The sequence below is a fragment of the Mycobacterium sp. RTGN4 genome (genome assembly GCF_033804635.1).
Lineage (GTDB): Bacteria > Actinomycetota > Actinomycetes > Mycobacteriales > Mycobacteriaceae > Mycobacterium.
Genome location: NZ_JAPZLB010000003.1, coordinates 514,167 through 526,448, shown reverse-complemented (window position 1 = coordinate 526,448; position 12,282 = coordinate 514,167). Strand labels below are relative to the sequence as shown.

At 64.8% G+C, this 12,282-nt stretch carries 16 protein-coding genes; 4 read left to right on the top strand and 12 right to left on the bottom strand.

The features are described 5' to 3' along the window. Positions 1–28: 28 nt before the first annotated feature. Positions 29–658, bottom strand: a complete 630-nt coding sequence (locus SLQ30_RS09500; RefSeq protein WP_319445997.1) for a dTMP kinase — start codon at positions 656–658, stop codon at positions 29–31. 82 nt (positions 659–740) lie between these two features. On the opposite strand from SLQ30_RS09500, the gene SLQ30_RS09495 reads away from it, so the two are divergent. Both SLQ30_RS09495 and SLQ30_RS09490 read left to right on the top strand, forming a co-directional pair. Continuing rightward, positions 741–1,190 (top strand): WXG100 family type VII secretion target, encoded by a 450-nt coding sequence (locus tag SLQ30_RS09495; protein ID WP_319445996.1) that lies wholly within the window; start codon positions 741–743, stop codon positions 1,188–1,190. A 62-nt stretch (positions 1,191–1,252) separates the two neighbouring features. Beyond that, positions 1,253–1,696, top strand: coding sequence for a hypothetical protein (locus SLQ30_RS09490; RefSeq protein ID WP_319445995.1), 444 nt, complete (start codon positions 1,253–1,255; stop codon positions 1,694–1,696). Between the two features lie 474 nt (positions 1,697–2,170). Here the strand turns inward: SLQ30_RS09490 and SLQ30_RS09485 are convergent, their stop codons facing one another. Next, the gene (locus SLQ30_RS09485) at positions 2,171–2,770 is read right to left on the bottom strand and encodes a hypothetical protein (RefSeq protein WP_319445994.1); all 600 of its coding nucleotides are present in this window, start codon (positions 2,768–2,770) and stop codon (positions 2,171–2,173) included. 20 nt (positions 2,771–2,790) lie between these two features. On the opposite strand from SLQ30_RS09485, the gene SLQ30_RS09480 reads away from it, so the two are divergent. Continuing rightward, positions 2,791–2,991: a hypothetical protein gene (locus SLQ30_RS09480; protein ID WP_319445993.1), complete on the top strand. Its 201-nt coding sequence runs from the start codon at positions 2,791–2,793 to the stop codon at positions 2,989–2,991. Between the two features lie 88 nt (positions 2,992–3,079). Here the strand turns inward: SLQ30_RS09480 and SLQ30_RS09475 are convergent, their stop codons facing one another. The 9 genes from SLQ30_RS09475 to SLQ30_RS09435 form a co-directional block, all read right to left on the bottom strand. Further along, the gene (locus SLQ30_RS09475) at positions 3,080–4,399 is read right to left on the bottom strand and encodes a lipase family protein (protein ID WP_319445992.1); all 1,320 of its coding nucleotides are present in this window, start codon (positions 4,397–4,399) and stop codon (positions 3,080–3,082) included. Between the two features lie 63 nt (positions 4,400–4,462). Next, complete coding sequence (locus tag SLQ30_RS09470) at positions 4,463–4,711, bottom strand: hypothetical protein (protein WP_319445991.1); 249 nt, start codon at positions 4,709–4,711, stop codon at positions 4,463–4,465. After that, positions 4,708–5,571 carry an oxygenase MpaB family protein gene (locus SLQ30_RS09465; protein ID WP_319445990.1) on the bottom strand — a complete coding sequence of 288 codons (864 nt, stop codon included), beginning with the start codon at positions 5,569–5,571 and terminating at the stop codon, positions 4,708–4,710. The genes SLQ30_RS09470 and SLQ30_RS09465 overlap by 4 nt, the downstream gene beginning before the upstream one ends. An 8-nt stretch (positions 5,572–5,579) precedes the next feature. Next, positions 5,580–5,804, bottom strand: a complete 225-nt coding sequence (locus SLQ30_RS09460; RefSeq protein WP_319445989.1) for a hypothetical protein — start codon at positions 5,802–5,804, stop codon at positions 5,580–5,582. Positions 5,805–5,964: 160 nt separating this feature from the next. After that, positions 5,965–7,431 carry an adenosylhomocysteinase gene (gene ahcY / locus SLQ30_RS09455; protein WP_319445988.1) on the bottom strand — a complete coding sequence of 489 codons (1,467 nt, stop codon included), beginning with the start codon at positions 7,429–7,431 and terminating at the stop codon, positions 5,965–5,967. Positions 7,432–7,536: 105 nt separating this feature from the next. Next, complete coding sequence (locus SLQ30_RS09450; RefSeq protein WP_319446098.1) at positions 7,537–8,169, bottom strand: TetR family transcriptional regulator; 633 nt, start codon at positions 8,167–8,169, stop codon at positions 7,537–7,539. Between the two features lie 17 nt (positions 8,170–8,186). Then, on the bottom strand, positions 8,187–8,366 hold the full coding sequence (locus tag SLQ30_RS09445; RefSeq protein WP_319445987.1) for a rubredoxin: 180 nt from the start codon (positions 8,364–8,366) through the stop codon (positions 8,187–8,189). After that, entirely contained in the window at positions 8,363–8,536 is a 174-nt protein-coding gene (locus SLQ30_RS09440; RefSeq protein WP_319445986.1) for a rubredoxin, read from the bottom strand. The genes SLQ30_RS09445 and SLQ30_RS09440 overlap by 4 nt, the downstream gene beginning before the upstream one ends. Positions 8,537–8,538: 2 nt before the next feature. Next, a complete protein-coding gene (locus SLQ30_RS09435; RefSeq protein WP_319446097.1) occupies positions 8,539–9,747 on the bottom strand; it encodes an alkane 1-monooxygenase in 1,209 nt (402 codons plus the stop codon). A 270-nt stretch (positions 9,748–10,017) separates the two neighbouring features. On the opposite strand from SLQ30_RS09435, the gene SLQ30_RS09430 reads away from it, so the two are divergent. Continuing rightward, a complete protein-coding gene (locus SLQ30_RS09430; protein ID WP_319445985.1) occupies positions 10,018–11,400 on the top strand; it encodes an FAD-dependent oxidoreductase in 1,383 nt (460 codons plus the stop codon). Here the strand turns inward: SLQ30_RS09430 and SLQ30_RS09425 are convergent. Next, positions 11,351–12,277: a cation diffusion facilitator family transporter gene (locus SLQ30_RS09425; protein ID WP_319445984.1), complete on the bottom strand. Its 927-nt coding sequence runs from the start codon at positions 12,275–12,277 to the stop codon at positions 11,351–11,353. The two genes, SLQ30_RS09430 and SLQ30_RS09425, sit on opposite strands and share 50 nt — an antisense overlap. Positions 12,278–12,282 lie beyond the last annotated feature (5 nt).

The window sequence follows — 12,282 nt, the reverse complement described above, 5'->3', positions numbered from 1 at the left end:
TTACCACACCGGGCGTTTTGCCTGTAAATCAGCCCGTCAGGGCCTGCGCGAGGTCGTGCGCCACGATGTCGGGTCCTGCTACCAGCCACCGTCCGCCCCAGTCTGCTGCGGCGAGCGCGGCGTAGGCCGCATTGGTACGACGTTGCAGTCCGTCGTCGCGTTCGTAGGCATCGCGGGCCCGGTCGACTTCCGTCGCCGCGCGGTGCTCTGCCCGTTGCGCGGCCAATTCGGTGGGGACCGCCAGCAGCACCTGCCAGTCCGGGGCAGGCATGGCGAAGCGGTCGAACTCGAGTTCCCGTACCCAGCCGACCACTTCGCCGTCGACGTCCTGATGGAGCCGGGCCGCGCTGTAGGCGGCGTTGGACGCCACGTAGCGGTCGAGGATGACGACGTCGTTGGCGGCAATCAGCCCTTCGATGTCGGCTCGGGCTACGGCCCGGTCGAGGGCGAACAACACCGCCATCGCGTAGACGGATTCGGCGAGGTCGCCGTGTTCGCCGTGCAGTGCCTCCGCGGCGAGGTCGGCGTGCACGGACTGGTGGTATCGGGGGAAGGCCAGCTGGGCGACGGAGCGACCGGCCGCTTCGAACGACGACCGCAGACCTTCGGTGAGCGTGCGCTTGCCCGCGCCGTCGACGCCTTCGATCGCGATGAGCACCCGGCGAGCGTAACTGGTGCGCTGCAGCCCCTTTTGCTGTCGATAGGGTGGATCGGCTGGCCGAATTGAGTGGAGGTCTCGCATGGGACAGTCGGTCGACGTCGTCGTTTCGGAGTTGCACACCGCCGCAGCACGGCTGGCAGACGCAGGGCAGCGGATGCAGGACGGGCTGTCGAGCGTGGATGCCGAGACCACGCAGTTGCTCGGCTCCGGGTGGAAGGGCCAGGCCGCATCGGCGTACGGGCCTGCGTGGGAGCAGTGGCACAACGGTGCGGAGCAGGTCGTCAAAAGCCTGCAGCGGATGTCGGAGTTGTTGACGATTGCAGGCAAGGAGTACGCGAAGACCGACGAGCAGGCCGCCGGGGCGCTCGGTTCGTCGATGCAGGGTTCGGGTGGTTCCGGCGGTGGCGGATCGGGTGGCGGTACGGGTGCCCCGGGCGCCGGCCAGAGTGCCGGCGGCACTTCCAATGACCTGGCGCAGCCGTTGACGGACCGGCCCAACACCGAGACACAAAGCGGAGATCAAGCATGACGTCGGACCTTTCATCCACGATTTGGCACAGGCCTCTGTCCGAGTACGAAGGGCAACGGCTCATGAGCAACGACGTGGATGCACGTCTCGGCGGCCTCCCCGATGTCATCAACGGGTCAGTCACACCTGCGGCCTATATTGCCCGTCTTCATGGTTCGTCGTCGTATTACGAGGCGCTCGGATTGAACTATGCCGGCACGCTATTCGCACCCGACAGGGCACTCTTCTCGTTCAGGTTCAAGCTGTCGTACGCCGCGAGCATCCAAGCGACTGATGGCCCCCTTGCTCGCTCAATCGGCAAGAGCGACGGGGCCGATCTGGGATACCCGATGCCATACACCGGCAACGGATTCACCGCCCCCGGTTACGCAATTCCGGAGTACTGGATCGTCGCGGGCGTCCTCGATGGTGGAGAGTTGTGGCACGTACCCGTGCAAGGCGAGGAGGTCTTGTCGGCCGTGCTGACGGACAAAAACGAGTGGTCCGCGGTTAGGCAGCCCGCGTGACCATCAAGCGACCTCGAGCTACAGGATATTATGCCGTCTTCCGCGGTCGCGAGTATCACTCAACGACCAACGGCGCCAACGTAATTCTACGATCGTACGAGGGCGAGCCAGCCGCGGACGGGTTGGCGCCCTCACGCGTTCCTGGGATTCAAGGGCTTCGAGTCGTGCAGCGGTCCGAGCTAGAACAGCTGTCTTTCGTGAGGACCGTGTGCAATTGGCAAGGGGAGCCCTTCGCCATCGTGGGAGTAGCCGGTCAATTCATCAATGTCTTCTACGTCGGCTCCCGGGGTGAATGGGCCGTTCAACAGCCCGGAATGGTCCGGACCGGCAAGCTGGAGACACATGGCCGCCTCGAGCTTTCCGAGGTTGATGGCATATACGAATTCGTGGATCCGCTATCCCTGTGATCGATTCGTGCCGCGCCAGGTTCCCACCGCCCCACGGATCGATCGCACTCCGCGCCTGAGTCGCTCCCTACTCAGCGACGAAATCTGCCAGCTTCGCCTCAAGGGCGCCAATGTCAGGCGAACCGTACACCTTTGGAGAGTTGGGATCGATCGTCGTGACGACCGGACAGCCGTCCGTCCGACCGCTCACGGTGCCGAGCTTTTTGATGCTCTCACCGGTTTTCGCTTCGCGTAGCTCGACGTCGTACTCGACCGCATAGTGATCGATCGTGACCGGGCCGCGGCTGGAGTCGTAATCACAGCTGCGCGACTTGACCTCGCTACCGGTCATCATCGACATGCAGGCGACGACGTTGATCGACGACGTGTCACCGGGGTCCGCACGGTATTTGGCCTTGTAGTCGAGTGTGAACTCGCTCCAATCATCGGCTCGCGACCCGCGATTGAACACGACGATCTTGTACGGCTTGCGATAGGCCGCAGCATTGCTCACCGAGCCTCTTCCGCACACGACTTTGAAGTCGGAGTTGGACTCGGCGGTGCTGGCGTTCGCCAAGCGCTCCCGCGCAGTGACGTTGTCGCCGTCGCTCGACGTGGGCTTCAGGACCGTGAATCCGACGATCGTCACTGTGACGAGCACGGCGATAGCCGCAATCGAAGTAACCACTCCGATGAGTATTCCGCGATTTGAGGACTTGGACCCAACAGGCCGCGGCCATTGCGGCGGCCGTCCCTGAGGCGGTGGCCAATGGCCTTGCGGCGGCGGCCAATACGGTGGCGGACCTTGCGGTGGCGGCCATTGTCCCGGCGGTCCAGATGGTGGCGGCGGACCTCCCGGTGGCACTGTCACTTTTGAGTCGCTCCTCGTCGGCGAGCCTTGGCGTTTAGCTGGCTACGTTCCACGTCAGCATCGTGGCCCATCGAATTCAGCATATTTCAGCCGGATGACTGGACCACACACCATTTCGGCTCGCCCCTAGAACTCCCCACAGTTCGGCGTCGTCGGTAAACCGTTGAACCGGTCGGCAATCCACTGCATCGCGGCCTCGCCGTCGACGAGCATCGGCAGCGCATGGTTGATCACCAACTTGTTGAGGAACGGCGGCTCCTCGTTGGTGCGGAACTCCACGTCGGCACTTTGGGCACACCAGTCCCGGCCCAACTGGTTGGCCGCGGTCCATGGCACCAGCGGGTCATACCGGTTGCTGTTGATCAGCACCGGCGCGTTCGGTTTCAGCCTGCCGATGCGCTGCATGTCGAACAGCGACTTGAACGGCTCCTCGTTCACCAGCTGGTTGATGTCCTCGGTGAAGTAGGGCTGCAGGTGCCGGAACATGAACTTGGCGATGGTCTCCGCGATGCATTGGTCCTGGACCTTGTCGAGCATGTCCTCGCCGCGCGGCGTGAGCTTCGAGTGGATGAGGTCCGCGAACTCCGGATAGGAGGTGATGACGGAGTTCAGCGCGTAGCCGACGACTCCTACCAGCGCACTGCCGTCGGCGTACGGGAACAATTCCTTCAAGTCGGCAGGCGGCGCTCCCGCGTAGGAACCGACCACGTGCAGGTCCGGCGCGTACGTCGACGCCAGCTCGGCGGCGCTCGCGGCGGCCCCCCCACCCTGTGAGTAACCCCAAAAGGCCAGCGGCCCATGCGGATCCAACGACGTGTCGGGCAGTTTCATCGCCGCCCTGCCCGCGTCGATCATGGCGTCACCCTCGGCGACGCGGTTGACGTAAGTGTGCAGGCCTGGCGTGCCGAGTCCCTGGTAGTCGGTCATGACGATGGCGAAGCCACGGGCCACCATGGTCGCGACGAACAGTTCCTCGTAGTTGAATGCGAGGTCCAGGTAGGGCGACCAATGGATGCCCTGGTTGAACTGCCGCGATGGCGCGCACTGATCGCCTTGCCCCTGGGTGCCGGGTCCGTAGACGATCAGCGGACGCGGGCCCTGGCCCGGCCAGTCGTTTTCCGGCTCGAAGTATGTGCCCGTCACCGCCATCGGATTTCCCCGAGCGTCCGTGCTGCGGTACATGATTCGCGTTCCGGTCGCCATGATGGCGCCGAGCTGACCCGACGGCTCGAGCACCAGCCGCGACGGCTCGGTGCGGATCAGGTCGCCGGGTCGGCCAGGCGGCAACGGCTCGGGCGGGGTGTAGAACTCCGCGTATTCGTCCTCGTTGAAGTACGGATCATGCGCGTCGTGCGTGGGATCCGGGTCCGCATGAGCCGCGACTGGCGCGAAACCCGTTGAAAACAAAGCTAATACGACGACAAGTAGCCTCAACACCCCGGTCATTACTCGACAGTAACATACGGGAAGCAACGTTCTTCCAAAATGGAAATTAGCTTCTCGGAGCAATCACGATCCGCACAACGCCGAAGCGATCAGCATCATCGGCCACAGCAAAGTCGTCACGCCGAAGGCCGCCACCTCGGCTCCAGCGGGGAGCAGCGGCCGCAGTCCGTCCTCCAACCGAGTGACCGTCTCGAAGTGGAGGAACGACCAGACGAGTCCGATCAGGACGTGCACCAGACCGACCCACAGCGCGAACTCGAGCATCGACTCGACACTGACCTTGCGGCTCAGCAATCGTCGCACCGCGGTCACACCAGCTTCTCCTTGCTTCGAACTCGCCTTCGCACGTCGGCCAGCAGTACGTAGCTGCCGCCCTGCCGGAGGAACACCGGCACGAAACGGTTCACGAAGGCGACGACGAGGAAAAGCCATTCGAACAACCGCTGCCTCGTCGGACCCCACTTCACCCCGAGCGCCTGGCGGAAGACCGGGGCAAGGAATCCGACCGTCAAGAACTTAAGCAGCGGCCGAAATGGGATGCGCAGCAGTGGATTGACCATCTTCAAGCCAACGAGGTCGAACAAATACCGGCGCACGGTGTCGTCGATGCTGACCCGGGCGCATGCGGCGGTCCAGTAGGCGTCGAACTCGGCGCGGGTGGCCGGCCACTGGTCCTCGGTGACCTGCAGGGTGGTACCCAGCGTCCATGCGGAGCGGTAGAACTGCTCGGCCTGCTCGGCGGTCATTGCGCCGCGCAGCAGTTGATAGGTGTCCTCCAGTCCGACGAACAGGCAGGCCGCCACCCACATCTGCAGGTCACGATCGAAGGCGTTGTAGCGCACCGGACTATCGGCGGTGGACTTGACCTGCCGGTGGGCGCCGTCGACCGCCGCGCGGAAGGCCAGTCGGTCCTCGGGGGTGCCGAGTATCGCCACGGCGATGTACTGGAACGTCGTCCGCGCCCGCTTCCACGGATGTTTCAGGAGGTTGCCGGAGTCAACCTTGCTCTCCACCACGCCATGGCCGACCTGCGGCCAGGACAGTTGCATGACGACGTTGGCCGCTCCTGCGGCGAACGACCAGAAGTCCAAGGCCTCGGCTGCGGTCACGTCGTCGTCGCTCCAACGCGACGTGCGCCTACCCACCGTAATTCGACAGTCCTGCAACGTCATTGGCGAGCTCATTGGGCGCACACGTTCGGCAGCCAGAGTACGGGCCAGGCGAGCACCGAGCCCACGACCGCGAGTGCGCGATCGACCCCGTGCACGCCATCGAACCGCTCCGCGTTGGCAATTGACCAGACGATCCCCAACGCGACATGAGGCAGGCTGAGCAGCAGTCCGGTGCCTATCCATTCGGCGATGGTCATCTGCGATGACAGCAGTTTTCGCAGCGTTGCGAGCATATGCCGTTGCACCCCTCCCCGACCGCGTGCCGTGACACGCTGCTGACCCCCGGGGCATATGTTAATGACCATTCTGGATTGCGGGGCGCGTTTGACCCAAGAACGGCGAACGGCCCCCGACACGTCGCCGTCGTGTCGGGGGCCGTCGCACTGCGAAAACTCAGTAGCGGTAGTGCTCCGGCTTGTACGGGCCGTCAACGTCGACGTTGATGTACTCGGCCTGCTCCTTGGTGAGCCGGGTCAGCGAACCGCCGAGGGCCTCGACGTGGATCTTGGCGACCTTCTCGTCGAGGTGCTTGGCGAGCCGGTAGACCTCGTTGTCGTATTCGTCGTTCTTGGTCCACAGTTCGATCTGCGCGATCACCTGGTTGGAGAAGCTGTTGCTCATCACGAACGACGGATGGCCCGTCGCATTGCCCAGGTTCAGCAACCGGCCCTCGGACAGCACGATGATCGAGTGCCCGTCCTCGAAGACGAACTCGTCGACCTGCGGCTTGATGTTGATCCGGCGGATCTTGGGATCGCGCTCCAGCCGGGCCATCTCGATCTCGTCGTCGAAGTGACCGATGTTGCCCAGGATCGCCTGGTGCTTCATCGCCTTCATGTGCTCGAGGGTGATGATGCCCTGGTTACCTGTGGCGGTGATGACGATGTCGGCCCAACCGATGGCCTCTTCGACGGTCTTGACCTCGAAGCCGTCCATCAGCGCCTGCAGCGCGTTGATCGGATCGATTTCGGTGACCGCGACGCGGGCACCCTGGGCCTTGAGCGCCTCCGCGCAGCCCTTGCCGACGTCGCCGTAGCCGCACACCAGCGCGGCCTTGCCGCCGATGAGCACGTCGGTGCCGCGGTTGATGCCGTCGATCAACGAGTGCCGGGTGCCGTACTTGTTGTCGAACTTGGACTTGGTGACCGAGTCGTTGACGTTGATGGCCGGGAACGCCAGCTCACCGGCAGCAGCGAACTGGTAGAGCCGCAGCACGCCGGTGGTGGTCTCCTCGGTGACGCCCTGGACGGACTCGGCGATCTTGGTCCACTTGGTCTTGTCGGTCTCGAAGCGCGCCCGGACCAGCGCCAGGAACACCTTCCACTCGTCGGAGTCGTCATCCTCGGTGGGGGGCACGACGCCGGCCTTTTCGTACTGCGCGCCGCGCAGCACCAGCATCGTGGCGTCGCCGCCGTCGTCGAGGATCATGTTGGCGGGCTCGCCCGGCCAGGTCAGCATCTGCTCGGCTGCCCACCAGTACTCCTCCAGCGACTCGCCCTTCCAGGCGAAGACGGGCACGCCCTTGGGCTCCTCGGGAGTTCCGTGGGGGCCGACGACGGTCGCGGCGGCGGCGTGGTCCTGCGTGGAGAAGATGTTGCAGGATGCCCAGCGGACTTCGGCGCCGAGCGCGACGAGCGTCTCGATCAGCACAGCCGTCTGCACGGTCATGTGCAGCGAACCGGACACCCGGGCGCCCTTCAGCGGCAGCACGTCGGCGTACTCGCGACGCAGCGTCATCAGGCCAGGCATCTCGTGCTCGGCCAGCCGAATTTCCTTGCGGCCGAACTCGGCCAGTCCGAGGTCGGCCACCTTGTAGTCGATGCCGTTGCGGACATCAGCGGTCAGTGTCGGTGCAGTCATGTAGAGCCCCTACTTCGTTGGTCATTGCCTGTGAGCGCACACACGTGCGCCGGCGACACCCGTAGCCTGCGGGCTCGCGGGACAGGCGCGTCGGCGCTCTGCCAGCTAGGTGGTGTCTATGACACCGTATCGCTCGGCAAACGGCGTCATCAAACGGGCCAGGTCACGGGCCACATCGTGGTCGGCCTCCGGAGGCATCGACACGTAGCTCATCGCCAATCGGACGATGGCACGGGCCAGAACTCCCGAGTCCTCTTCACTGGCCCGCACCCAGCTGTGCATGAACGTCGCCGTCAACCGCTCCGAGCATCGCGTGATGATCGGCGCACTGTCGGTGGTGATGATCTGGAGCAGGTCGGGCTTGGCGGCGCCGGTGAGCAGTGAGATGACGAGCGGATCGGAGGCCGACTCGAGAAAGAACGCCCGGAACCCCTCGAGGAACGCCGCGTAGATGTTGCCGACGTTCGCGACGATGGCGTTGTCGACCGCGTCGACCAGCCGGTCCGCCAGCCGCAGCGCGTACCCCTCGGCAAGGCCCTGGCGCGAACCGAATTCGTTGTAGATCGTCTGCCGGCTGATGCCCGCCGCCTTGGCGACGTCGGACAAAGTTATCGACGACCAGTCGCGGACCAGCAACATGTCCCGCATGCCGTCGAGGATCGCATCGCGCAGCAGCACCCGTGACGCCTCGGCGTACGGCACGCGCGGTGCCGTACGTCGGTCGCCAGGAGTGCCCATGTGCGCGAGCGTAACGCTCACGGACGCGCTACTTCGACCATCTCGAAGTCGACCTTCGCCGCGCCGCAGTCGGGGCAGCTCCAGTCATCCGGGATGTCGTCCCAGCGAGTGCCGGGAGCGATGCCGTCCTCCGGCCACCCCTTCTCCTCGTCGTACTCGAACCCGCACTGCACGCACACGAACAGTTTCCAGTTCACTTGCTCACTCCCAACTCTTCGAAATCGACCTTCTCGCGGACTGCACAGTCCGGGCAGCACCACTCGTCGGGAACCTGGTCCCACGTGGTGCCTGCCGGGAACCCCTCGCGTGGGACGCCCGTCGCCTCGTCGTAGACGTAGTCGCAGCCCGGGCATTTGAAGGACACCATGATCAAGCCCCCTGCTCTTCGCGCGAGCGCTCATCGCCAGCTCCGTACTTGGCGAGCACCTTGTTCCGCATGCGGGGGTGGATGTTCACCCGGCTGATGTCCCCCTCGTAGTGCGCCATGACGCGGTGGTCCATCACCCGGCGCCACAGCGGCGGGAAGTAGGTCAGCCCGATCATCGAGGCGTAGCCGCTCGGCAGGTTCGGCGCGCTCTGCATGCTGCGCAGCGTCTGGTATCGGCGCGTCGGATTGGCGTGATGGTCGCTGTGGCGCTGCAGGTGGTACAGGAACAGGTTGGTCACCAAATGGTCGGAGTTCCAACTGTGTTCGGGTGCGCAGCGTTCGTACCGTCCATTGGCGGGCCTGCCTTCTCTTCGCGCAAGCGGCTCATCGACCTTCTGCCGGAGCAGCCCGTAGTGCTCCAGATAGTTGACGGTCTCCAGCAGCGTGAATCCGAACACCGCCGAGATCACCACGTACGGGATCAGGGCGAGGCCGAAGATCGCGATGAGCGCGCCGTAGAACACCACCGACATCGCCCACGCATTCAGCACGTCGTTGGACGGATGCCACGGGCTCTTGTTCATCCGGCGCATCCGCTGCGCCTCCAATTCCCACGACGACTTCAAGCTGCCAAAGACGCTGCGGGGCAAGAACTCCCAGAACGTCTCGCCGAAGCGGGCCGAGGCCGGGTCCTCGGGGGTGGCGACGCGCACGTGGTGACCGCGGTTGTGCTCGATGTAGAAGTGGCCGTAGCACGTCTGGGCCAACGTGATCTTGCTCAGCCAGCGCTCGAGCGTGTCCTTCTTGTGGCCGAGCTCGTGCGCGGTGTTGATGCCGACGCCGCCCATCATGCCGACCGAGAGCGCCAGCCCGATCTTCGCCGGCCACGCGAGTGAGCCGTCGAATCCGAGCCAGCTGAGGTCCGAGGCGGTGAACAGGTAGGCGCCGAGGATGACCGTCGCGTACTGGAACGGAATGAAGCTGTAGGTGCAGTAGCGGTAGTACTTGTCACGCTCCAACCGCTCCATGGCCTCGTCGGGCGGGTTCTGGCCGTCGGGCCCGTATCGCCAGTCCAGTAGGGGCAACACGATGTACACCAGGATCGGGCCGATCCAGAACGGCGCTTGCGCGGCGGCATGCCAACCGAACTGGTTGAGCGCCCAGACAATCGGCAGCATCACCAGCACCGCGGTGGGCACGATCAAGCCCATCAGCCAGAGATACCGCTTCTTGTCTCGCCACTGCTCGGCGTTGCCACCACCGACGCCGCCTGGGACTTCCGAAAGCTCCGTTGCCACGACTAGCCACCTCCTGTGAGTGCCATCACTGCCTTGACTTGACTATAGCGACTGATTTGTCTGTCGTCTAGACACAGAGGCATGTTTTGTACAATCGATGCTTCGGGGAACCGCTCATGACGGGCCTGTGACGGCCGCGTTCGACACGGGTTGGGCGGGCACACCCCTGGGTAAGTTCCCGCCATGGGCAACCACGCGGTCGTCATCGGCGCCAGCCTCGCGGGCATGTGTGCTGCGCGGGTGCTGTCGGACCACTACGACAAGGTGACCGTATTCGAGCGCGACGACCTCCCCGCAGGGCCGGCCAACAGGTCTGCGGTACCGCAGGGCAGGCACGTCCACCTCTTGATGGCCCGCGGCGCCGCCGAATTCGAGGGGCTCTTCCCCGGACTACTCGACGACATGGTGGCCGCAGGTGTCCCGAAGCTGGCGAACCGGCCCGACTGCATCCACTTCGGCGCGGCCGGTCACGTGCTCGGCACCAACACCACGCTGAAACGGGAGTTCACCGCATACGTGCCGAGCCGCCCGCACCTGGAGTGGCAGATCCGACGCCGCGCGCTGGCCATCCCGAACGTCGAACTGGTGCGCACTTCGGTGGCCGAGCCCGTGTTCGAACCCGCCCAGGAGCGGGTGACGGGCGTGCTGCTCGACTCGAATGACGACTCGAGCGAGGTGCCCGCCGACCTGGTCGTCGACGCGACCGGCAGAGGCACCCGGCTGCCCGCTTGGCTGGAGCAGTGGGGCTACGAGCGCCCGAAGGAGCTCACCGTCGACGTCGGCATCGACTATGCGACCCATCGACTACACATCCCGGACGGCCTCATCAAGGAAAAGGTGGTAGTTGCCGGGGCGTCCCGCGAACACCCGGTCGGGCTTGGCATGTTGTTCTACGAGGACGGCAACTGGGGCCTGACGACCTTCGGCACCGGCGATGTCGCTCCCCCACAGAACTTCGCCGAAATGTGTGCGCTCGCAGACGAACTGCTGCCACCGCACCTCAGCGCGGCAGTGCGCAGCGGGACACCGCTAGGCGACGTGGCGTTCCACAAGTATCCGATGAGCAGGTGGCGCCGCTACGACGAGATGAAGCGCTTCCCGTCGGGGATCATCCCGTTCGGCGACGCCGTGGTGAGCTTCAACCCGACCTACGGCCAGGGCATGACGATGACGGCGCTCCAGGCCGGAAACCTACGCGCCGCGCTGCAGTCCGGAGCCCCCGACATCGCGAGCCAGCTGTCGCGCGCGACGAAGAAGACCACCTGGCCGGTATGGACCATGAACGCCATCGGCGATCTCGCGCTGCACAATGCGGCTGCAGATGACGTGCCGTGGTGGTACCTCAAGGTCGGCAAGCTCTTCGACCAATTCCTCGGCGCGGCGGAGACGCAAGCCGAACTGGCCGAATGGTTTCTGCGTCGCTTCAGCCTGTTGGACAGCCTCTACATGGTTCCGGACGCGCAGACGCTGACACGCGCCATCAACCACAACATGGGTCTGCTGATCGCCGAGAAGCTCAGGACTCGACAGTCAGCGCGCGATCGAGATCCGGTTCCAAGTAGATGACCGTGGCCGCGGGCACCGCGGCCCGGACGGCACGCTCTGCCGCGTCGATCGCGGCCGCTACCGTGGCGAGTTCGGTCTCTGGCGCAAGGGCGATCTTCGCGCCCACCAGAAGTTCGTCGGGGCTCAGGTATTGCGTGCGCAGGTGAATCACCCGGTCCACGTGCTCGGTCTGCTCGAGCGCGGCGCGGATGGCGTCACCCTCGGCGGGCGTCGCGCCCTCACCGATGAGCGCACTGTGCATCTCGACCATCAAGATGACGGCGATCACTGCAAGAAGGAAGCCAATGCAGAGCGTGCCGATGCCATCCCAGATCGGGTTTCCCGTCCCCATCGTCAAGCCGACGCCTGCGAGCGCGAACACCAGTCCGATCAACGCGCCGGTGTCCTCGAGCAGCACCACCGGCAGCTCCGGGTTCCGTGACGCCCGGATGAACCGCCACCAGCTTCCGGAGCCCTTCAGCGGTCTGGACTCGACCATTGCGGTGCGAAAGCTGAAGCCCTCCAAGCCGATTGCCACCACCAGGATGGCGATTGCCACGTACGGAGAAGTCAACGGATGGGGATGGACGATCTTCTGGTAACCCTCGTACAGCGCGAAGGCCGCGCCGAGCGAGAACAACACCAATGCGACGACGAACGAGTAGAAGTAGCGGCTGCGGCCGTACCCGAACTGGTGCAGTGCGTCGGGCGCCTTGCCCGCCTGTCGTTGCCCCCACAGCAACAGGCCCTGATTGGAGGTGTCAGCGACGGAGTGCACTGCCTCGGCGAGCATCGACGAGCTACCGGTGATCAGGTACCCGACGAACTTGGCCAACGCGATGCCTGCGTTCGCCAACAATGCCGCGACGATCGCGCGCTTACTGCCCCCCGATGACATGGCGT